At 69.5% G+C, this 21,801-nt stretch carries 14 protein-coding genes and 1 tRNA gene; 4 read left to right on the forward strand and 11 right to left on the reverse strand.

All coding sequences use genetic code 11. The features are described from left to right. The first annotated feature begins 10 nt into the window (after window positions 1–10). Window positions 11–838: a DNA-formamidopyrimidine glycosylase family protein gene (locus ACIQMX_RS32710; protein ID WP_402483574.1), complete on the forward strand. Its 828-nt coding sequence runs from the start codon at window positions 11–13 to the stop codon at window positions 836–838. A gap of 61 nt (window positions 839–899) precedes the next feature. Continuing rightward, the gene (locus ACIQMX_RS32715) at window positions 900–1,664 is read left to right on the forward strand and encodes an SDR family NAD(P)-dependent oxidoreductase (RefSeq protein ID WP_402483578.1); all 765 of its coding nucleotides are present in this window, start codon (window positions 900–902) and stop codon (window positions 1,662–1,664) included. 792 nt (window positions 1,665–2,456) lie between these two features. Here the strand turns inward: ACIQMX_RS32715 and ACIQMX_RS32720 are convergent. From ACIQMX_RS32720 to ACIQMX_RS32765, 10 genes are all read right to left on the reverse strand, one after another. After that, window positions 2,457–2,651, reverse strand: a complete 195-nt coding sequence (locus ACIQMX_RS32720) for a CsbD family protein (RefSeq protein WP_363075858.1) — start codon at window positions 2,649–2,651, stop codon at window positions 2,457–2,459. A gap of 106 nt (window positions 2,652–2,757) precedes the next feature. Continuing rightward, the gene (locus tag ACIQMX_RS32725; protein WP_363075860.1) at window positions 2,758–3,228 is read right to left on the reverse strand and encodes a DNA starvation/stationary phase protection protein; all 471 of its coding nucleotides are present in this window, start codon (window positions 3,226–3,228) and stop codon (window positions 2,758–2,760) included. A gap of 298 nt (window positions 3,229–3,526) precedes the next feature. Continuing rightward, window positions 3,527–3,910, reverse strand: a complete 384-nt coding sequence (locus tag ACIQMX_RS32730; protein WP_148021270.1) for a helix-turn-helix domain-containing protein — start codon at window positions 3,908–3,910, stop codon at window positions 3,527–3,529. A 109-nt stretch (window positions 3,911–4,019) separates the two neighbouring features. Beyond that, window positions 4,020–4,529, reverse strand: a complete 510-nt coding sequence (locus tag ACIQMX_RS32735; protein WP_402483582.1) for a CinA family protein — start codon at window positions 4,527–4,529, stop codon at window positions 4,020–4,022. Then, window positions 4,526–5,371 carry a CDP-diacylglycerol--glycerol-3-phosphate 3-phosphatidyltransferase gene (gene pgsA, locus ACIQMX_RS32740; RefSeq protein WP_402483584.1) on the reverse strand — a complete coding sequence of 282 codons (846 nt, stop codon included), beginning with the start codon at window positions 5,369–5,371 and terminating at the stop codon, window positions 4,526–4,528. Before pgsA ends, ACIQMX_RS32735 begins: the two co-directional genes overlap by 4 nt. Then, entirely contained in the window at window positions 5,368–6,846 is a 1,479-nt protein-coding gene (gene rimO / locus ACIQMX_RS32745; RefSeq protein ID WP_363075866.1) for a 30S ribosomal protein S12 methylthiotransferase RimO, read from the reverse strand. Before rimO ends, pgsA begins: the two co-directional genes overlap by 4 nt. Before the next feature lie 132 nt (window positions 6,847–6,978). Next, a complete protein-coding gene (locus ACIQMX_RS32750; protein WP_363075868.1) occupies window positions 6,979–7,779 on the reverse strand; it encodes a RodZ domain-containing protein in 801 nt (266 codons plus the stop codon). Window positions 7,780–7,983: 204 nt separating this feature from the next. Next, the gene (locus tag ACIQMX_RS32755; protein ID WP_363075870.1) at window positions 7,984–10,758 is read right to left on the reverse strand and encodes a DNA translocase FtsK; all 2,775 of its coding nucleotides are present in this window, start codon (window positions 10,756–10,758) and stop codon (window positions 7,984–7,986) included. Window positions 10,759–11,001: 243 nt separating this feature from the next. Beyond that, window positions 11,002–11,679: a two-component system response regulator gene (locus tag ACIQMX_RS32760; protein WP_402483589.1), complete on the reverse strand. Its 678-nt coding sequence runs from the start codon at window positions 11,677–11,679 to the stop codon at window positions 11,002–11,004. A gap of 245 nt (window positions 11,680–11,924) precedes the next feature. Further along, window positions 11,925–17,396: a HAMP domain-containing protein gene (locus ACIQMX_RS32765; protein ID WP_402483592.1), complete on the reverse strand. Its 5,472-nt coding sequence runs from the start codon at window positions 17,394–17,396 to the stop codon at window positions 11,925–11,927. 400 nt (window positions 17,397–17,796) lie between these two features. Here ACIQMX_RS32765 and ACIQMX_RS32770 point away from each other — a divergent pair, with 400 nt between their 5' ends. Next, entirely contained in the window at window positions 17,797–20,427 is a 2,631-nt protein-coding gene (locus tag ACIQMX_RS32770) for a SpoIIE family protein phosphatase (protein WP_402483595.1), read from the forward strand. Between the two features lie 271 nt (window positions 20,428–20,698). Next, window positions 20,699–21,385 (forward strand): GNAT family N-acetyltransferase, encoded by a 687-nt coding sequence (locus tag ACIQMX_RS32775; RefSeq protein ID WP_402483598.1) that lies wholly within the window; start codon window positions 20,699–20,701, stop codon window positions 21,383–21,385. 75 nt (window positions 21,386–21,460) lie between these two features. Here the strand turns inward: ACIQMX_RS32775 and ACIQMX_RS32780 are convergent. Further along, window positions 21,461–21,533, reverse strand: a tRNA-Thr gene (locus ACIQMX_RS32780). Window positions 21,534–21,801: the final 268 nt, after the last annotated feature.

The raw sequence follows: 21,801 nt of genomic DNA on the forward strand, positions 1-21,801 counted from the left end.
TCATGGACGTATGCCCGAAGGAGACACCGTCCTGCAGACCGCGAAGAGGCTGCACAGCGCGCTGGCCGGCCAGGTCCTCACCCGGTCCGATCTGCGCGTCCCACGGTTCGCGACCGCCGACCTCACCGGCCGCACCATTCTCGATGTCTCGGCACGCGGCAAGCATCTGCTGACCCGCGTGGAGGGCGGCCTCACCCTCCACAGCCATCTGGGGATGGACGGCGCCTGGCGCGTCTACGCCCCCGACGAACGGCGGCGGGGCGGTCCCTCCCACCAGATCCGCGCCATCCTGGCCAACGCCACGCGCACCGCGGTCGGCTACCGCCTCCCCGTCCTCGAACTCCTGCGTACGAAGGACGAGGAGCAGGCCGTCGGTCACCTCGGCCCGGACCTGCTGGGCCCGGGCTGGAACGCCGACACCGCGCTGCGCAATCTGCTCGCCGACCCCGCCCGCCCCCTCGGTGAAGCCCTGCTGGACCAGCGCAACCTGGCCGGCATCGGCAACATCTACAAGTGCGAGCTCTGCTTCCTGGCCCGGGCCACCCCCTGGCTCCCCGTCGGCCGGCTGCCCGAACCCACCGCAGTCCTGCTGGTCTCCACGGCCAAGCAGCTCCTGGAAGCCAACCGCGACCGTCCGGTCCGCACCACCACGGTCGGCGCCCGCCCCCGGCCCACCGCCGCTCCGGCGCCCCGCGACAGCCGCACCCGCCAGAACCTATGGGTCTACGGCCGCAGACACCGCCCCTGCCTGCGCTGTGGGACAGCAATCCGCGCGGCGGAGCAGGACACCCGCCCCACCTACTGGTGCCCCCACTGCCAGTCGGGCCCCACTCCCTGAGGAGTAATCCGCCACCGCACGACAGTTGACGATCCGTCAGATACCGCCGTACGGTCCGGTCATGCCTCTCGCCGCGTACGACCTCACCGGCCGCTCCGCGTTCGTCACCGGCGCCGCCGGGGGTATCGGCCGCGCCTCGGCCGCCCTGCTGGCGGAGGCGGGTGCCACCGTGCACTGCGCCGACCTCGACAAGAAAGGCCTCGACGAGACCGTCGGCCTGATCGCCTCCGCAGGTGGCGAAGCACACACCCATCAGCTCGATGTCACCGACCGCAACCAGGTCCGGGCAGCCGTCTCGGCCGCGGGCGACCTGGACATCCTGGCCGCCGTCGCCGGAATCATGCAGACGAGCAGCGTGCTGGAGACGACGGACGAGGACCTCGACCGTGTCCTCTCGGTCAACTTCAAAGGAGTTCTGTACGCCTGCCAGGAAGTGGCCCGCACGATGGTCACGCGCGGCTCCCCCGGCTCCTTGATCACGATGGCCTCGGGCGCGGTCGACTCCGCGAGCCCGGGCCTGCTCTGCTACAGCGCCGCGAAGGCCGCCGTGGTCCAGCTGACCAAGACACTGGCCACCGAGCTGGGTCCGCACGGCATCCGGGTCAACGCGGTCGCCCCCGGATGGATCCGCACCCCCATGACCGCCCGCCACGACGCGGAGCAGCAGCAACGGGCCGAGGCCACGATGGCCCGCATCTCCCCGCTGGGCAGGGTCGGCGAGCCCGCCGAAGTCGCCCACACGGTCCTGCATCTGGCCTCGGACGCGTCGGCCTTCATGACCGGCCAGATCCTCCGCCCGAACGGCGGCGTCGCCATGCCCTGGTAGCGCGCCACGCCCTGCCGACGGTCCAGGGCCTGTGGCCCGTGCGCCGGCACAGTTCCTTCGCCCGCCCGGACAGGGCGGAAGTCCATCGGGACCAGGCGGAGGTCCGCCCGGACCGAACAGAAGAATGCCGGAACGGATCGGCACCACGCCACGCCGGGCCCGACAGCGAGCCCGGCACCGACGAGCCCGGCACCGACGAGCCGGATATCAGCGACTGCCAGTTCCGGACCGTACCCCGCGCACCTTCGGTACACCGCCTCAGCAGACCGGAGCCCGCGTCGAATATCCCCATCGGCCGGATGGTCTCGGTCACGTGTACGGGCAGGAGGCTGAGCCCCCATCCCCCCGCCGCCACCGCTGCCTCGACCGGCCCCGCATGCGCCGGCTCCAGCACCAGCCGCAGCACGGCCCACCACCACACACCGCCGAGCACCAGCGCCGGCACCCATCGCCGCACCATGGCTGCCTCCTTCGGCCGAACCCGGGGCCTGTCGTTCGGAACCTGCCGGGCTCGCGACGCCTGTCCCGATCCGAACGGAAGACGCTAGCCCTGCCCGGTCATCCGGCGGGAGGGCGCACCGGCACCCAACAGGCGCGCATCACGTCTCCGCACGCCTCCTGGTCTCGGCGGCCGCATCCCGCCGGCCATCTGCCCTCGCCTGCCCTCGCCTGCCCTCCCGCTGCCCGCGCCCGCCCCATCAGCCGGCCGGCCGCAGGTCCCGCCGCGGGGATCCTTCCTCCAGCGGGGAGCCCCCACCGCTTCGGTGGGGGCCCCGATCGCTTCCGCTCAGTTCACTTCTTGTCGTCGCGGGACAGGGAGTCCTTGACGCCCTCAGCGCGATCCTTGGCCTCGCCCATGGCGCCCTTGGCCTTGCCCTTCGCCTGGTCCGCCTTGCCCTCGGACTCCATGCGCTTGTTGCCCGTCATCTTGCCCATGGCTTCCTTGGCCTTGCCGGCCATCTTGTCCTTGGCGCTCTCGTCAGTCATCACAACTCCTCGCGTCGTACGATCCGGCCTCCGCCCGATACCGGGCAGGCCGGCTGAGATGGTGCCCGACCGGCCCGGAACCGGCCGGACGGGTCACAGAACCCGGTCAGGCACTCTCCGCCTGGAACATCCAGGCATGCTTCTCGAGGTCCGCGGTCAGCGCGATGAGGATGTCCTGGCTGACCGGGTCGGGGTCGCCCGTCACCTCGATCCGCTCGCGCATCCGGCCGATCACGACGCCCAGGGCGTCCACCAGCGTCCGCACGGCGTCGACGTCCTTGACCCAGCCCTCGGGCACGGAGTCGATGGCCGTGGTCCTGGCGATCGTCCCCGACCGGCCGTCCGGATTGACGCCCACCGCGGAGGCCCGCTCGGCCACCGTGTCGGAGTGCTGGCGGGCGGTGTCGACGACCTCGTCGAGCTGGAGGTGAACCGACCTGAAGCGCGGCCCGACCACGTTCCAGTGGACCTGCTTGGCCACCAGAGAAAGGTCGACGAGGTCCACCAGGGCTCCCTGGAGAGCCTCACCCACGGACTTGAGGTCGGTCTCGGACAGTGGACTCTTCACCACAGACATGCACGTCTCCGATCTGATATCCGTTCCGTTCAGCACCAACCACGATGGCACAAACGAAGCAAAACGGTCATCCGGGGAAATGTTCGAAGCGTTCATTCCCCGCTCTCTTTGATGCGCCTGCCCGGAAGAAGCACGTCGACACCCCAGACCGGACAGTCGCCCGGACCGGCCGGGACCGGCCGAAGGCCACTGGGCCGTCCCGGTCACACCCGCCCACACGGCCCGCGAACGCGCAGAAGCCCCGGTCCGCCCCCTGAGGGGAGAACCGGGGCTCCGGCTTCACACCGAACCGAGCGGGTCAAGCGGCGACGACATCCACCGCTTCCGCAGGCGCCTTGATGGTCACCCGCCCCGTCGGCACACCCGTCACCGACGAAACGGAGACGGAATTGAGCATGGGGCGCACCGGTACAGGTACCGGATCGCTGGCCGCTGCCGACTCGGCCAGTTCGGCCAGGGACAGCTCATCGCTCACTTCACGCATGAGCTCGGACATCCGTACATCAAGCGCGTCGCAAATGGCGGAGAGCAGTTCGGAGGATGCCTCCTTCTGCCCCCGCTCCACCTCGGAGAGATAGCCGAGCGAAACTCGGGCGGACGAGGAGACTTCGCGCAGAGTACGGCCTTGGCGCTGGCGCTGCCGACGCAGCACGTCACCAAGCAGGCGACGGAGCAGAATCATCGGTGGCTCCCTCCTCGGACCGCGTAGCCGCATCCTTCACGCCCCACCGTACCGCCTAGCGCTGCGGCCGTGCGGGGAGCGATGTCGTGTTCACTCAGGGCTGCAAACATCAATTCCCCCCGTTGTGTTCCGTATCCTGTGCGCCCGCGTACCCGCCGAGTTCGCCGGAGAGCAGTTCGAGCACGCTCCGTACACTCTCTTTACGGATGTCCGCCCGTCCGCCGTTCAACCGCAACGCGGTCACTTTCCCGGCGTCAGAGGGCCCGCAGACTGCGACGAAGACCGTTCCGACCGGATGACCGTCCTGCGTATCCGGGCCGGCGACGCCGGTCGTCGCCGCTCCCCAGTCTGCACCGAGCGCCCGGCGTACGCCTGTCGCCATCTGGCGCGCGACCTCGGCGTCCACTGCGCCTCGGGTCTCCAGAAGCTCCGCTTCCACGCCCAGGACTTCACTCTTGAGGGGGGTCGCGTAAGCCGTCACGGACCCGCGGAAGGCCCGCGAGGCACCGGGTACGGACGTCAGCTCCGCCGCGACCAGGCCGCCGGTCAGCGACTCGGCGACCGCGAGGGTCTCCCCCCGCTCCACGAGCAGCCGCAGCACCAGGGCCGCGGATGTCACCGCTCGGCCTCCGCCGCGCCGCGGTTCCCGGAGACTCGGTCCGCGTCGCCGGGCCCCGCAGACGCGGTCCCGGCCGTCTCGCCGCCGGAGCTACCGTGTGACACCCCGCGCGAGCCACCGCCGACAGCCCGTCCCTCGTCCTTGGCGCTCTCCAGAGCCGCCTCGGCGTGCTCAGCGGCCCCGTGGGCCGCAGCGGCCTTCTCCGCCCTGAGCCCCTGGCGGCGCAGCACGACGGCCTGGCGCACGTAGTCCAGGCCGGTGACCACCGTCAGCACGACGGCCACGGCCATCACCCAGAAGCGCAGCGTGGCCAGCGGACCGGTCAGCGCCAGGACGTACATCCCGACGGCGGTGCCCTGGGCCAGCGTCTTCATCTTTCCGCCGCGGCTGGCGGGAATCACACCGTGCCGGATGACCCAGAACCGCATCAGCGTGATGCCGAGCTCCCGGAAGAGGATCACCCCCGTGACCCACCAGGGCAGGTCCCCGAGATAGGACAGGCAGATCAGGGCAGCGCCCATGATCGCCTTGTCCGCGATCGGGTCGGCGATCTTCCCGAAGTCGGTGACCAGGTTGTACTTACGCGCCAGATGCCCGTCGAACACATCGGTGATCATCGCGATGGCGAACGCGGCCCATGCGATGGAACGCCAGGCCGGGTCGTATCCGCCGTCGTGCAGCAGCAGCACGACGAACCCGGGAACCAGGACCAGCCGAGCCATGGTGAGGATATTGGCGATGTTCCACAGGCTGGCCTGATTGACGGCCGCAGCACCCAGTTTTCCGCCGCGGGCCGGCGTCGCGCCGGAACCACCTGCCGCGGATGCCGGGACTCCGGTCATCTGGCTACCTCCGCAAGTTCACAGCTCTCCGCCACCAGGTCCACGCCTTCGGTGCCCACTACCTTCGCCTCGACCATACGGCCCGGGACAAGTCCTTCGCGTGCGGTGAAGAGCACCTGCCCGTCCGTTTCGGGCGCCTGGTGGGCGGCTCTGCCCACGGCGCGCGACTCGTCCTCGGTGGGCTCGACCGACTCGACCAGCACCTGGAGCGACTCGCCGAGGCGCTCCTCGGCCCGCTGCGAGGTCAGTTCCTCGGCCAGCTGCGAGATGTGCGCCAGACGCTCGGCGATCGTGTCGGCGTCCAGCTTGTTCTCGTAGCCGACCGCCTCCGTGCCGTCCTCGTCGGAGTAACCGAAGACGCCGATGGCGTCGAGGCGGGCGCCGGTGAGGAACCGTTCCAGCTCCGCCAGGTCCGCCTCGGTCTCGCCGGGGAAGCCCACGATGAAGTTGGAGCGGGCGCCGGCCTGCGGTGCCTTGCTCCGGATGGTGTGCAGGAGCTCCAGGAAGCTGTCGGTGTCGCCGAAGCGCCGCATGGCGCGCAGCACGCCGGGGGCCGAGTGCTGGAAGGACAGGTCGAAGTAGGGCGCGACCTTCGGCGTCGACGTCAGTACGTCGATCAGACCGGGCCGCATTTCGGCGGGCTGCAGATAGCTGACCCGGATGCGCTCGATCCCCTCGACGTCCGCGAGCTCCGGAAGCAGTGTCTCCAGGAGGCGGATGTCGCCGAGGTCCTTGCCGTACGAGGTGTTGTTCTCGGAGACCAGCATGACCTCCTTCACACCCTGCTCCGCCAGCCAGCGCGTCTCGCCCAGGACGTCCGAGGGCCGCCGCGAGATGAAGGAGCCGCGGAAGGACGGGATGGCGCAGAAGGAGCAGCGGCGGTCGCAGCCCGAGGCCAGCTTCACGGAGGCGACGGGGCTGGTGCCCAGGCGTCGGCGCAGGGGTGCCCGGGGGCCGGAGACCGGTGCGACTCCGGCCGGGAGGTCGGCGGGGGCCGGTGTGGCCTCCTGGGCGTGACCGGGCAGGGCCACGGCCGCGTCCTGGCGCTCGGCCGGGCTGATGGGCAGCAGCTTGCGGCGGTCGCGCGGGGTGTGGGAGGCGTGGATACCACCGTTGAGGATGGTCTGGAGGCGGTCGGAGATGTCTGCGTAGTCGTCGAATCCGAGGACGCCGTCCGCCTCGGGCAGGGCCTCGGCGAGGTCCTTGCCGTAGCGCTCGGCCATGCAGCCGACGGCGACGACGGCCTGGGTACGGCCGTGGTCCTTCAGATCATTGGCTTCGAGCAGGGCATCGACGGAGTCCTTCTTGGCGGCCTCGACGAATCCACAGGTGTTGACCACGGCGACATCGGCATCGGAGGCATCCTCGACGAGCTCCCAGCCGTCCGCTGCCAAGCGGCCTGCGAGCTCCTCCGAGTCCACCTCGTTACGGGCGCAGCCAAGAGTGACAAGGGCGACGGTACGGCGTTCGGGCATGGGCTCAAGACTACTTTGTCCCGGCACTGACCCCGCCGTGCAGGGTTCGCCCGTTACGGGGAGTGACAAAAGCGGCGAGCGCCCGGCGCGATGGCCGGGCGCTCGCCGCCCTGTGAACTGCCTGGTCCGGGGTCAGCCGACCTCGGGGTCGCCCTTGGTGTAGGAGAGCCGCTCGACCTGTCCTGGCTGGAACTGGTCCTCGACCTTCTTGCCGTTGACGAAGAGTTCGATCGAGCCGGCGTTGCCGAGGACGAGGTCGACCCGCTCCTTGTCCTGGAAGGTCTTCGTCTCGCCCTGCTGGAGGGTTCCGTCGAAGAGGGACCGGCCGTTGTGATCCTTGGCGGAGATCCAGCTCTTGCCCTGGCTCGCACTGAGCCTGACCGTCACCTTGTCCTGGGGCGCTGCCGCGATGGCACTGTCCGAGGGGGCCGGCTTCGGGTCGACGGGCTTGCTGGACGCCGGTTTGGGGGTGATCTTGTCGGATGTCGGGCCTTCGGCGACCTGGCCGGCGGTCGAGGGCTCGTCACCGCCCTTGAAGAAGGTGAACCCGACGAACCCGACGACGGCCACGATGGCCGCGACCATGGCCGCGGTCCAGTTGGGCCGCCGGGGCTCGGAACGGATCCGCTCGGCGTCGAACAGCGGGGCCGCGGGCGTGGGCGCGGGACGGCCGCCGTGCTCGGCGTCGTACTGCGAAACCAGCGGTTCCGGATCGGTGCCTACGGCACGTGCGAGCGTTCGGATATGGCCGCGGGCGTACACGTCGCCGCCGCAGCGGGAGAAGTCGTCCTCCTCGATCGCGTGCACGATGGGGATGCGCACCCGGGTGGACGTGCTGACCTCTTCGACCGTGAGACCTGCGGCGATGCGAGCCTGCTGAAGCACTCGACCGATCGAAGGCCGGTCGTCTTCGGGGGAGTTGCCGATGGACACGGGGGCGCCTTTCGAGCGTGAGCCACCTGCTGGGTGTTCAGTCTAGGGGGGGTACGAAAGGGTGGGGCAACCGGGAGGGAGGACTTTGTACGCCATCAGATTCGAACAGAGTCGGATTCGCCGGACAGTCCCGGGAGGAAACATTCTGCTGTCCCTCCCTTCAACTTGACGTACGGCCCGGCGAAACGGTTGCCCGCAAAACCCTTACGAACCCGTTTCCCCTCGGATCAGCGCCAACACCCCGTCGAGTTCGTCCGGTTTCACCATGACATCGCGCGCCTTGGAGCCTTCGCTCGGGCCGACGATGTTCCGGGACTCCATCAGGTCCATCAGCCGTCCGGCCTTCGCGAACCCCACGCGCAGCTTGCGCTGGAGCATCGAGGTGGACCCGAACTGGGTGGAGACGACCAGCTCGGCGGCCTGGCAGAGCAGATCCAGGTCGTCGCCGATGTCCTCGTCGATCTCCTTCTTCTGCTTCGTCCCGACCACCACGTCGTCGCGGAAGACGGGGGCCATCTGATCCTTGCAGTGCTGGACGACGGCCGCGACCTCGTCCTCGGTGACGAAGGCACCCTGCATACGGGTCGGCTTGTTCGCCCCCATCGGGAGGAACAGCCCGTCACCCTTCCCGATGAGCTTTTCGGCTCCGGGCTGGTCGAGGATGACGCGGCTGTCGGCCAGCGACGAGGTGGCGAAGGCGAGCCGGGAGGGCACGTTCGCCTTGATCAGACCGGTGACCACGTCGACCGAGGGGCGCTGGGTGGCGAGCACCAGATGGATTCCGGCCGCGCGGGCCAGCTGGGTGATGCGGACGATCGAGTCCTCGACGTCCCGGGGGGCCACCATCATGAGGTCGGCCAGCTCGTCGACGATCACCAGCAGGTACGGATACGGCGACAGCTCCCGCTCGCTGCCCTCCGGCGTCTTGAGCTTGCCGGTGCGCACCGCGTGGTTGAAGTCGTCGATGTGCCGGTAGCCGAAGGCGGCGAGGTCGTCGTAGCGCAGGTCCATCTCGCGCACGACCCACTGGAGCGCCTCGGCCGCCTTCTTCGGGTTGGTGATGATCGGCGTGATCAGGTGCGGGATGCCCTCGTACGCGGTCAGCTCGACGCGCTTGGGGTCGACCAGCACCATGCGGACGTCCTCCGGCGTCGCCCGCACCATCACCGAGGTGATCAGGCAGTTGATGCAGGAGGACTTTCCGGAGCCGGTGGCACCGGCCACCAGGACGTGCGGCATCTTCGCCAGATTGGCCATCTCGTAGCCGCCCTCGACGTTCTTGCCGAGCGCGACCAGCATCGGGTGGTCGTCCTCCGCCGCGTCGGCGAGCCGCAGCACGTCACCGAGGTTGACCATCTCCCGGTCCGAGTTGGGGATCTCGATGCCGACGGCCGACTTGCCCGGGATCGGGGAGATGATCCGGACATCGGGGCTGGCGACGGCGTACGCGATGTTCTTGGCGAGCGCCGTGATCCGCTCCACCTTCACGGCGGGGCCGAGCTCCACCTCGTACCGCGTCACCGTGGGACCGCGGGTGAACCCGGTGACTGCGGCGTCCACCTTGAACTCGGTGAAGACGTTGGTCAGGGACGCGACGATCGCGTCGTTGGCGGCGCTGCGGGTCTTGCCCGGGCCGCCGCGCTCGAGCAGGTCGAGGGAGGGCAGGGAGTAGGTGATGTCGCCGGAGAGCTGGAGCTGCTCCGCGCGCGGCGGCAGCGGCTGCGAATCCGAGCGGTCGGGGACCGGCTTCGTCAGGTCGGGCACGCCCCCGGCGGGCGAGGAAGCCCTCTCTCCCGGCCTCCGGCCCGGTTCCGCCTCCCGGGCACCGGGCACCGGCGTGCCGGCGCGCTCACGGTCCACCGAGACGCCCTGGGTGAGGTCGGCGACGACCGGCGACGGCGGCATGCCGTTGAGCACCGCCCCGTCGAGCGCGGCGGCCGCGGCGGCGGCGACGTCCACGGCGTCCATGGTGCGGTTCATCGCCGGCTGCACGGAGGGCCTGCGCGGGCCGCGGCGCTTGGAGAGCGCGTCGGTCTCCGCCCGGTCGGGGTCGTACTCCTCGGGCGCCTCGGAGCGGCGGGCCGATGAGCGTCGCGAACGGGCCGGGAGCGACTCGCGCCACTGCTCGTCGTACCGCTCGTCGTCGTCCTCGTCCAGCGCCTCGGGGTCGTACACCGGGTCGATGATGCCCAGCCTGGAGCCGAGCAGCCGCAGCCGCTGCGGAATGGCGTTCACCGGGGTGGCCGTCACGACCAGCAGCCCGAAGACGGTCAGGAGCAGGAGCAGCGGTACGGCGAGCACCTCGCCCATGGTGAAGATCAGCGGCTTGGACGCGGCCCAGCCGATGAGACCCCCCGCGTCCTGCATGGCCTCGGTACCGTCCTCGCGTCCCGGCGATCCGCACGCGATGTGGACCTGCCCGAGCACCCCGATGACGAGCGCGGAGAGCCCGATGACGATCCGGCCGTTGGCCTCGGGCTTCTCCGGATACAGGATCAGCCGTACGGCGACGGCGCCCAGCAGTATCGGCACGAGCAGGTCGAGCCGGCCGAAGGCTCCGGTGACGAGCATCTCGACGAGGTCGCCGACCGGGCCACGCAGGTTCGACCACGTGCCCGCGGCCACGATCAGCGCGAGGCCGAGCAGCAGCAGCGCCACGCCGTCCTTGCGGTGAGCGGGGTCCAGGCCCTTGGCGCCACGCCCTATGCCGCGGAACATCGCGCCGACGGCGTGGGCCGCTCCGAGCCAGACGGCGCGCACCAGGCGGTAGACACCGCCGGTGGGCGACGGCGCCGGTTTGGGCGGCGCGGCCTTCTTGGCCACCGCCTTCTTCGCGGGTGCCTTCTTGGCCGGTGCGGTCTTCTTCGCGGCGGTCTTCTTGGCGGGCGCGGCTTTCTTCGCGGGGCCCGGGGCACGGCCGGCGCGCTTCGCGGTGCCCGCGGTGCCCTGGGAACCCTTGCCGGACGTACGTGAGGCCATGGGGCCGAGGTTACCGGTGTCTGCGGCAGTGAACACGTGCGCGTGCCGGTTCACCCGACCGTGTCGCCTTACGGCGGCCGCAAACTGACGCGCACTCACCGGCCCGGGCAAGGGATCACCGGCACCGGGCCAGGCGGCACCGAGCCGGGACTCCACCGCCGAACGGCCTGACAGGCACGGGCCAGTTGACACCTCGCCGACCCGAAGGAAGCCGGTGGAGTCGGGCGGTTCGGCCGGCGGTCGTTACGTGGGCAGGCCGGCCGGTCCGCCGGCCGTGCCGGGCTCCAGCGCGTCCAACGCCCGGCGCAGCCCGGTCAGCTTCCGTTCGAGGTGAGCGGCGGTGGCCACGGCTCCGGCGTCCGCCGACTCGTCGTCGAGCTGCTTGGAGAGCGCCTCGGCCTGCTCCTCGACTGCCGCGAGCCGTGCGGAAAGCTCGGCCAGCAGTCCGGCGGGCTCCTTCTCGCGGTGCGCGCCCGCCTGCCCGCCGCCCTCCAGCTGGAGCCGCAGCAGCGCCGCCTGCTCACGCAGCTGGCAGTTCTTCATGTACAGCTCGACGAAGACCGAGACCTTGGCGCGCAGCACCCAGGGGTCGAACGGCTTCGAGATGTAGTCCACCGCACCCGCCGCATAGCCCCGGAAGGTGTGATGCGGACCGTGGTTGATCGCGGTGAGAAAGATGATCGGAATGTCCCGGGTCCGCTCCCGCCGCTTGATGTGCGCCGCGGTTTCGAAACCGTCCATGCCCGGCATCTGGACGTCCAGCAGAATCACCGCGAAGTCGTCCGTGAGCAGCGCTTTGAGCGCTTCCTCCCCTGACGATGCCCGCACCAGTGTCTGATCGAGCGCAGAGAGGATGGCCTCCAGCGCCAGCAGATTCTCCGGCCGGTCATCGACCAGGAGGATCTTGGCCTTCTGCACCATGGCCCGTCCTCCTCGCCCCGGAATTGCACCGGGCGCCGCCCCAGGGGACGGCTCCCTTACGCCGTCCGTCCTTGTGCCGGTCATGGTAGCCGCACCCCGGCCGCCACCACACCCTGTCACCGCGATGTCACTGTGCACACAGGGAAAACGCGGCGGGAGACCAGAAGGTTCCCCGGAATCCGCGCTCCCACACTTCTTCCGACATGGCGAGTCAACACATCACGATCGATTCGCTCAATTGACGATCACTCTCCGCGCATCCACTGCTCCATAACCGACAGGAGATGATCGGAATCGACCGGCTTGGTGACGTAATCGGATGCGCCGGAGTCGATGGCCTTCTCCCGGTCGCCCTTCATCGCCTTCGCGGTCAGCGCGATGATCGGCAGACCGGCGAACTGCGGCATCCTGCGGATCGCCGAGGTCGTCGCGTAGCCGTCCATCTCCGGCATCATGATGTCCATCAGCACGACCGTCACATCGTCGTGCTGCTCCAGGACTTCGATTCCCTCGCGCCCGTTCTCCGCGTACAGCACCGAAAGACCGTGCTGCTCCAGCACGCTGGTGAGCGCGAAGACGTTACGGATGTCGTCGTCGACGATCAGTACCTTCTCGCCGCCGAACCGGAACGTCCTGCGGACCTCGGGCTCTTCCTGACCGCCGAGCGTCCACGGCTCCTGCGGCGCCGGCCGCTCCACGGAGGGCGCGGCCCGGGGCGGCAGCGCGGGCTGCTGCTGCGCACCGCCCAGCGCCTTGCGACGATGCCTCGACAGCCCTGCCGCGCCGCCCTGGTCGTGCGCGTTGCCAGGAGCCCCGGAGGCCTCCCCGAAGGTCTGGAAGCCGGGCCCGTGACGCTGCCCCGCCTCGAGGAGCCGGCCGCTCTCGGCCACCGCACCGTGCACCTCGATGGGCCCGGGGCCGATCTGCGGGTAGCCCTGCGGCGGGAGTTCGCTCGGGTGCAGCGGCAGGTACAGCGTGAACGTCGAACCGCGGCCGGGCTCGCTCGCCGCATGGATCTCGCCGCCCAGCAGGCGCGCGATCTCGCGGCTGATGGAGAGACCGAGGCCGGTGCCGCCGTACTTGCGACTGGTCGTCCCGTCCGCCTGCTTGAACGCCTCGAAGATCACCAGCATCTTGCTGGACGCGATCCCGATACCGGTGTCGGTCACCGAGAAGGCGATCAGGTCGGCGTCGGCGTCCCGCAGCGAACCGGCTTCCAGCAACTGCTCCCGGATGGCGTTCGGCACCTCGGCACCCGCGTGCCGGATGACCAGTTCGACGGCGCCGCTGTCGGTGAACTTCACCGCGTTGGAGAGCAGATTGCGCAGCACCTGCAGCAGCCGCTGTTCGTCCGTGTGCAGCGTGGCCGGGAGTTCCGGCGACACCCGTACGGAGAAATCAAGCCCCTTCTCCGCGGTGAGCGGCCGGAACGTCGCCTCCACGTAATCGACCAGCTGAACCAGCGCGATCCGGGTCGGGCTGACATCCATCTTGCCCGCCTCGACCTTCGACAGATCGAGGATGTCGTTGATCAGCTGCAGCAGATCGGAACCCGCCCCGTGGATCGTCTCGGCGAATTCCACCTGCTTCGGCGACAGATTGCCCTCGGCGTTGTCCGCCAGGAGTTTGGCCAGAATGAGCAGCGAGTTGAGCGGTGTCCGCAGCTCGTGGGACATGTTCGCCAGGAACTCCGACTTGTACCGCATGGAGACGGCGAGCTGTTCGGCGCGTTCCTCCAGGACCTGGCGCGCCTCCTCGATCTCGGTGTTCTTGACCTCGATGTCCCGGTTCTGCTGGGCCAGCAGCTCGGCCTTCTCCTCCAGTTCGGCGTTGGACGCCTGGAGGGCCTTCTGCCGGTTCTCCAACTCCTGCGACCGGTCACGCAATTGCTCGGTGAGCTCCTGCGACTGCTCCAGCAGCTTCTCGGTCGTGGTGTTGACGCTGATCGTGTTGACGCTCGTCGCGATCATCTCGGCGAGCTGGTTGAGGAAGTCCCGCTGGATATGCGTGAACGGCTGGAACGAGGCCAGTTCGATCACCCCGAGGACCTTGCCCTCGAAGAGCACCGGCAGCACGATCACATGCGCGGGCGGTGCCTCGCCGAGACCGGACGAGATCTTCAGGTACCCCGGCGGCACGTTGTCCACCTGGATCGTCCGCTTCTCCTCAGCCGCTGTGCCGATGAGGGTCTCCCCGGGCCGGAAGGACGTCGGCATGGACCCCGCGGAGTACCCGTAGCTGCCGCGCATACGGAGCTCGTACGCGCCCTCCCTGTCGCCCTCCGCGCCCAGCGCGTCGGTGTCCCCGGTCGCCGTCGCGAGGAAGAAGGCACCGTGCTGCGCGGAGACGACCGGAGTCAGCTCGCTCATGATCAGCGAGGCCACGTCGTCCAGATCGCGCCGCCCCTGCATCAGACCGGAGATCCGGGCGAGGTTGCCCTTGAGCCAGTCCTGCTCCTTGTTGGTGGCGGTGGTGTCGCGCAGGTTGGCGATCATCGTGTTGATGTTGTCCTGGAGGGACTGGATCTCCCCGGCGGCGTCCACATCGATCTTGAGATTGAGATCGCCGCGGGTCACCGCGGTAGCGACGGCCGCGATGGCGCGCACCTGACGGGTCAGGTTTCCGGCCATCTCGTTCACCGACTCGGTGAGGTCGCGCCAGGTGCCGTCCACGTCCCGCACCCGCGCCTGGCCGCCCAGCTGGCCCTCGGTACCCACCTCGCGGGCCACGCGCGTCACCTGCTCGGCGAACGAGGAAAGCCGGTCGACCATCGTGTTGATGGTGTTCTTCAGCTCCTGGATCTCGCCACGCGCGTCGATGTCGATCTTCTTGGTGAGGTCACCCTCGGCGATGGCCGTGGTGACGGTGGCGATCTGGCGCACCTGCCCGGTCAGATTGGACGCCATCGAGTTCACGGACTCGGTGAGGTCCTTCCACGTACCGGCAACGCCCGGGACGCGTGCCTGGCCGCCCAGCTCGCCCTCCGTGCCCACCTCGCGGGCGACCCGCGTCACCTCGTCGGCGAACGACGACAGGGTCGTCACCATCGTGTTGACGGTGTCGGCGAGCTCGGCGACCTCGCCGCGCGCCTCGACGGTGACCTTCTTGGTCAGGTCCCCGTTGGCGACCGCGGACGAGACCCGGGAGATGTTCCGCACCTGACTGGTCAGGTTGTTGGCCATCAGGTTGACGTTCTCGCTGAGGTCCTTCCAGATGCCCGTCGCACCGCGCACCCGGGCCTGGCCTCCGAGGATGCCCTCGGTGCCCACCTCCCGGGCGACCCTCGTGACCTCGTCCGCGAAGTTGAGCAGCTGGTCGACCATCGTGTTGACCGTCGTCACCAGTTCGAGGATCTCGCCCTTGGCGTCGACGGTGATCTTCTTGGAGAGATCACCGTTGGCGACCGCGGTGGTGACCTCGGCGATGTTGCGGACCTGGAGGGTCAGGTTGTTCGCCATGCCGTTGACGGACTGGGTGAGGTCCTTCCACGTGCCGGACACCCCCTGCACCTCGGCCTGACCGCCGAGAATGCCCTCCGTGCCCACCTCACGGGCGACCCGGGTCACCTGCTCCGCGAAGTTCGAGAGCTGGTCGACCATCGTGTTGAGGGTGTTCTTCAGCTCCAGGATCTCGCCGCGCGCGTCCACGTCGATCTTCTGCGACAGATCACCCCGCGCCACCGCCGTGGCGACCTGGGCGATGTTACGGACCTGAGCGGTGAGGTTCCCCGCCATTCCGTTCACCGAGTCCGTCAGATCGCGCCACACACCGGCCACGCCGGGAACCTGGGCCTGGCCGCCGAGACGCCCGTCCGTGCCCACCTCACGGGCGACCCGGGTCACCTGCTCGGCGAAGGCGGACAGCTGGTCGACCATCGTGTTGATGGTGTTCTTCAGCTCCAGGATCTCGCCGCGCGCGTCCACGTCGATCTTCTGCGACAGATCACCCCGCGCCACCGCCGTGGTCACCTGGGCGATCTGGCGCACCTGGGAGGTCAGGTTCCCCGCCATGAAGTTGACGGAGTCGGTGAGCTCCTTCCACGTACCGGAGACACCGTCGACCCGTGCCTGACCGCCGAGGCGGCCCTCCGTACCCACGTCACGCGCCATGCGCGTCACCTGGTCGGCGAAGGAGGACAGCTGCGCCACCATCGTGTTGACGGTGTTCTTCAGCTCCAGCATCTCGCCGGCCACATCGACGGTGACCTTCTGCGACAGGTCGCCGTTGGCCACCGCCGTGGTCACCTGGGCGATGTCACGCACCTGACCCGTCAGGTTCCGGAACGCCGTGTTGACCGAGTCCGTGAGGTCCTTCCAGGTACCCGCCGCGCCCGGCACCTCGGCCTGGCCGCCCAGCCGGCCCTCGACGCCGACCTCCCGCGCCACCCGGGTCACTTCCGAACCGAAGGACTGAAGCTGGTCGACCATCGTGTTGACGGTGTTCTTCAGCTCCAGCATCTCGCCGGCCACATCGACGGTGACCTTCTGCGTCATGTCTCCGCTGGCCACCGCCGTGGTCACCTGGGCGATGTCGCGCACCTGGGTCGTCAGATTGCGGAAGACCGTGTTCACCGAGTCGGTGAGGTCCTTCCAGGTTCCCGCGGCACCCGGCACCTGCGCCTGACCGCCGAGCACGCCCTCGCCGCCGACCTCGCTGGCCACGCGGGTGACCTCGTCCGCGAAGGTCCGCAGCGTCTCGGTCATCTGGTTGATGGTCTCGGCGAGCTGCGCGACCTCGCCACGCGCACTCACCCGGACCTTCTGCGACAGGTCGCCGTTGGCGACCGCCGTCGTCACCTCGGCGATACCGCGCACCTGGGAGGTGAGGTTGCCGGCCATCGTGTTGACGGAGTCCGTGAGGTCCTTCCACACCCCGGCCACGCCCGGCACCGTCGCCTGCCCGCCCAGTTCGCCCTCGGTACCCACCTCGCGCGCGACGCGGGTCACCTCGGAGGAGAACGAGGACAGCTGGTCGACCATCGTGTTCACGGTGTTCTTCAGCTGAGCCATCTCGCCGGCCACGTGAACGGTGACCTTCCGCGACAGGTCGCCCTTGGCCACCGCCGTCGTCACCAGGGCGATGTCGCGCACCTGCGCGGTCAGGCGGAACGCCATGGTGTTCACGGAGTCCGTGAGGTCCTTCCAGGACCCGGACATCCCGCGCACCTGGGCCTGGCCGCCCAGCTTGCCCTCGGTGCCCACCTCGACCGCGACCCGCGTCACCTGCTCGGTGAACGCCGACAGCTGGTCGACGAGGTTGTTGACCGTACGCGCGACCTTCAGGAACTCGCCGCGCAGCGGCCGTACCGTCTCGTCCGCCGTGTGCGAGCGCAGTTCCATGCGCTGCTCCAGGTCACCGTCGGCCACCGCCGACAGCACCCGCCCGACCTCCGAGACGGGACGCGCGAGATCATCGACCAGTTCGTTGGACGCGTCGATCGCGGCGGCCCAGGACCCCTCGCAGGCCCCCGTCTCCAGCCGCTCGGTGAGCTTGCCCTCCCGGCCGACCACACGCCGTACCCGCGCGAGCTCACCCGTGAGATGCACATTGCGGTCGGCGACCTCGTTGAAGACCGCCGCGAGCTCGGCCATGACACCGTCGCCCGACACGGTCACCCGTCGGCGGAAGTTCCCGTCGCGCATGGCCACCAGACCGGAGAGCAGTCTGTTGAGGGCCGCGGCGTCGACCTCGACGGTTCCATTGCGCTGCTTCTTCACGGACTGTCCGCCTTTACTGCGCGTACCTGTTCCCCGCGCCGCCACGTCAGACTCCACCGTGTCCCTCCCGCAGGGGTTGACCGAATCGCTCGGGCCTTGTCCGAGAGCTTGCCCAGATCCTCTGGATCTCACCGCCACGGCCCACCGTCGACGGGTGACCATGCGGACGTCAAATCGTTGAAACGTACCAGGCCGGAACCGGTCGGGGTGGAACCTCCCATGGTTGTCACACATCCCTCCAAGGGGAAGCCCACACTTGTCCGGTCACCGACCTGTCCTGCCCGTCCTTGCCCGAACCCGGCCCTCGTGTATCCGGCACCTGCACGGAGCGTCTAGCCTGGCAGGCGAATCGAAGCGGCGAGAAACGGGCACAGGACTCGGGGAAGCGACGAGACACCATATGGGGAGTGCTGTGATCACGGCGCGCGCGGCTGCCACCTTCGACCCGGTCGGGCGTTCCGTCGCGACGGCCCGTGCCTTTGTCCGGGACACGCTCCAGGGGTGGGGGTACACCGATGTCGTCGACGACGCGGTCGTCCTCACCAGCGAGCTCGTCACGAACGCGGTGGTCCATGCGGGCACCACCGCGGACGTGCTGTGCCTGCGCACGGAGGAAGGTGTCCGGGTCGAGGTCTCCGACCACTATCCGGAACGCGAGATCCCGCTCCAGCCCAGCGGTCTGGACTTCGGCAGCCCCGACCGGGAGGGCGGCCGTGGCCTCCTCCTGTGCGCCGCGCTCGCCTCCCGCTGGGGAGTCGAGTACTCCCCCACGCACAAGCACGTCTGGTTCCAGCTCGATCTCCCCGACCGCCCGGTGGGCATCCGCTCCGCGGGTCCGCTGCTGCCCGTCGGCCTGCTCCCCGTCACCGACGAACGCGTCAGGGTCGCCGTCGTCCAGATCGCCAGCACGGGCTCCATCGCGGCGTGGAACGACGACGCCTCCTTCTTGTTCGGACACACGGCGGAACAGGTCACCGGCAAGCAGTTCACCGACTTCACCGCCTGGCCGCAGACCCCGGGCACCAACACCGGCATCGCCGACGCGCTGCGCCTCTCACGCTGGGAGGGCAGCTACGGCATCCGGGCCGCCGACGGCCGCACGATCCAGGTCTACGGCTCCCATCTGCGCGTACGGGACACCGAGGGCGAACCCTCGACGGTATGCCTGCTGGTGCGCGACTACGAGCGGGCCGTGCTCCAGTCACCGGTACGCACTCCGGCCTCCGACACGAACACGGAAAGCCGCACGACGGACCCCTTCGAGGTCTTCATCGGCTCCCCCGCCCCCGATGACCTCGACGGACTGCTCCAGCGCACCGTCGAACGCGCCCGCGACATGCTCGACGCCGACGCTGCCTTCCTCCTGCTGGCCACGGACGACGAGACCGAACTGGAGGTACGGGCCACGACCGGCCTGCCCTCCGCCCGCCAGCGCTTCGCCCGCGTTCCCGTCGAGGCGGGTACGGGACGGTACGGCTCCGCCCGGATGCCCGCCGTCCACGAGGATCTCGACGCGGTACCCGGCGCCGTCCCGCTTCTCGGCGACACGGGCATGCGCTCCGTGGTCACGGTCCCCCTGAAGGTCGAGGGCCGGCTCACGGGCTCCCTGGGCGTCGCGGCCGAAGCCGCCGGACGGTACTCGAACGAGGAGGCGCTGCGCCTCCAGTTCGCCGCCGACCGCATCGCCCTGGCCGTCGAGTCCGCCCGCCTGGGAGAGCTGGAACGGCTGCGCCGCGGCTCGCTCTCCTTCCTCGTCGAGGCGTCCGACCTGCTGGCCGGCACGCTCGACCGGGACCAGACGCTGGCCCTGATGGCACAGATGACCGTCCCCACCCTGGCCACCTGGTGCGCCGTCTACACGATCGCCGACCAGTCCTCGGACCCGTACCTCTCGTACGTACTGCACGAGGACGAGGAACTCATCGACGGCCTCAAGGCCCTGCTCTCCAGGATCTCCCCGCCCGACCCGGTACCGACCCCGGGCGCCCGTGTCTGGTCCGCACCGTCCGAGGCCGCCCATGAGGCGGCCCTGCGCACCTCGATGCGCAGCATCGGCCTCGGTGACCCCGGCGCCCTCGGCGCGGGCATCCGTACGACACTCGCCACCGCGGCCGCGGTGGGCGGGGAGACCGTGGTCCTGCCTCTCGTCGCCCGCAACCGAGTCATCGGCATGCTCACGCTCGGCAAGCCGTCCGACGACCACTTCCGCCAGGAGATCCTGGAACTGGCCGAGGACCTCTCGCGCCGGGCGGCCCTCGCCCTGGACAATGCCCGCCTCTACTCGGAGCGCATGGCGATCAGCCAGTCCCTGCAGCGCAGCCTGCTGCCGCCGGGCCTGCCCGACGTCCCCAATGTCGAGATCGAGGTCATCTACCGGGCAGCCGGCGAGGGCAACGAGGTGGGCGGCGACTTCTACGACGTCTTCCCGATCCGTGACGGTGCCTACGGCTTCGCCATCGGCGACGTCTGCGGTACGGGCCCGGAGGCCGCGGCCGTGACAGGCCTGGCCCGACACGCCCTTCGCCTGCTCGCCCGCGAGGGCTTCGGCGGCCCCGCCGTCCTGGAGCGGCTCAACGCCGCCATCCTCGACGAGGGCGCGCGCAGCCGCTTCCTGACCCTGCTGTACGGGGAGCTGTGGCCCCAGGAGGACGGCAGCGCCCTTCTGAAGGTGGTCTGTGCCGGCCATCCGCTGCCGCTGCGCCTGCGCCAGGACGGCTCGGTCGAAGCAGCGGCGGAACCACAGCCGCTGCTGGGCGTCATCGAGGACCTGGAGCTGTACGAGCAGACGGTGACGCTGGACCCGGGCGACGTCCTGCTGTGTGTGACCGACGGCGTCACCGAACGCCGAGAGGGCACCCGCATGCTCGGCGACGACGGCCTGGCGGACGTGCTGGCCAACTGCACGGGGCTGACGGCGGGGGCGGTGGCGGCCCGCATTCTGCGGGCGGTCGAGCGCTTCGCCGCCGAACCGGCCTCCGACGACATGGCCATCCTCGCGATGCGCGTCCCGGAGCCGCAGCCCGCTTCCTGAGCGTTGTCCCGTGACGCCTGGTCCCGGAGCGGGAGATGCTCCGATGTGTCACGGCGTCAGAGCCGTCCTGCCCAGCCCCGGTCAACGGGCTGGGCGCGCGCTCACTGCCTTTGGAGGACAGGGTGCTCGCGGCCTGCCGACGCCCACGACCTCGACAGCGCGCCGGCTCGCTCCGCCGGTCGGCATCTCAGATCTTCCGTCGGCAGCGTGATTCCCAGCCCAGGCCGCTGCTAAGGGCTGTCCGCCCACGCAGCGGTTCCCCAGGGACACCGTGCTCACGGTCGACGGCACTCCGGTGCCGGCGCGCGACCACAACATCGACGAGCAGCCCAGGATCGTCTGCGGGCGCAGAACCGGAGTTGGCATGATGTCGGCCATGCCTTCCCTGGTCACTCCAGTCATGGTCCCCGGCAACCTCAACGCCTCTGCCCAACCGACGCTGCCGATCGACAAGGACGTGCTGCTGCGGCCCTGGCTACCCTCCGACGCAGCCGCCCTCGCCCGAGCGTTCCAGGACCCGGCGATCCAGCGCTGGCACCTGCGCACGGCAGACTCCGAAGACGAAGCCGAAGGGTGGATCAGCCAGTGGCGACGGGGCTGGGAAACGGAGACCGCCTGCCACTGGGCCGTGGTCGATGCCGTCGGCAGCACGCTTCTCGGACGGGTTTCCCTCCAGTCCGTCATCCTGGCCGGAGGCCAAGCAGAGATCTCGTACTGGACGACCCCACAGGCCCGTGGACAAGGGATCTGTTCCCGCGCAGTGGCCCAAGTGGCGAACTGGGCGCTCGGAGAAGCCGGCTTCAACCGACTCGAACTCGGTCACTCAACGGTGAACGTCGCATCCTGTCGCATCGCAGAGAAGACGGGCTTCGCTCTGGAGGGCGTACGACGCCAGGCGCTGCTCCATGCCGACGGCTGGCACGACATGCATCTGCACTCCCGAGTCCGCCTGGCCTGACAGGACATCTGTCTCGTCAGAAGGCGACCAACGCGAAAGGCCCCCGCCGAGTGGCGGGGGCCTTTCGTCTGTACGAGCCCCAATGCGGAATCGAACCGCAGACCTTCTCCTTACCATGGAGACGCTCTACCGACTGAGCTATTGGGGCCTTGCTGCCCTGCGGCAACGAGCTAAAGCATACCCCGAACCAGAGGCTCTGCAAAACCGCCTGTCGCACCGTCACGGACCCGCTCACCAGGGGCGTTCCGATGCCCTCACCCCCGTGACGACCGACCCGCTCCACCGCACCGCGACGGACGGCGAGCCGGCGAACGGGGCCCGGAACGCAGAAAAGCCCCGTGCCACAAGGGCACGGGGCTTAACTATCAAAAGGAGTTCGGCGGCGTCCTACTCTCCCACAGGGTCCCCCCTGCAGT

It is taken from the genome of Streptomyces sp. NPDC091416, assembly GCF_044756845.1.
Lineage (GTDB): Bacteria > Actinomycetota > Actinomycetes > Streptomycetales > Streptomycetaceae > Streptomyces.

What these genes read in the sequence shown, in the direction of transcription:
- ACIQMX_RS32710 (WP_402483574.1), top strand. Translation starts at nt 11, where the DNA reads ATGCCCGAAGGAGACACCGTCCTGCAGACCGCGAAGAGGCTGCACAGC.
- rimO (WP_363075866.1), bottom strand. Translation starts at nt 6,846, where the DNA reads ATGCCCGAACGCCGTACCGTCGCCCTTGTCACTCTTGGCTGCGCCCGT.
- ACIQMX_RS32715 (WP_402483578.1), top strand. Translation starts at nt 900, where the DNA reads ATGCCTCTCGCCGCGTACGACCTCACCGGCCGCTCCGCGTTCGTCACC.
- ACIQMX_RS32755 (WP_363075870.1), bottom strand. Translation starts at nt 10,758, where the DNA reads ATGGCCTCACGTACGTCCGGCAAGGGTTCCCAGGGCACCGCGGGCACC.
- ACIQMX_RS32760 (WP_402483589.1), bottom strand. Translation starts at nt 11,679, where the DNA reads ATGGTGCAGAAGGCCAAGATCCTCCTGGTCGATGACCGGCCGGAGAAT.
- ACIQMX_RS32770 (WP_402483595.1), top strand. Translation starts at nt 17,797, where the DNA reads ATGGGGAGTGCTGTGATCACGGCGCGCGCGGCTGCCACCTTCGACCCG.
- ACIQMX_RS32730 (WP_148021270.1), bottom strand. Translation starts at nt 3,910, where the DNA reads ATGATTCTGCTCCGTCGCCTGCTTGGTGACGTGCTGCGTCGGCAGCGC.
- ACIQMX_RS32720 (WP_363075858.1), bottom strand. Translation starts at nt 2,651, where the DNA reads ATGACTGACGAGAGCGCCAAGGACAAGATGGCCGGCAAGGCCAAGGAA.
- pgsA (WP_402483584.1), bottom strand. Translation starts at nt 5,371, where the DNA reads ATGACCGGAGTCCCGGCATCCGCGGCAGGTGGTTCCGGCGCGACGCCG.
- ACIQMX_RS32725 (WP_363075860.1), bottom strand. Translation starts at nt 3,228, where the DNA reads ATGTCTGTGGTGAAGAGTCCACTGTCCGAGACCGACCTCAAGTCCGTG.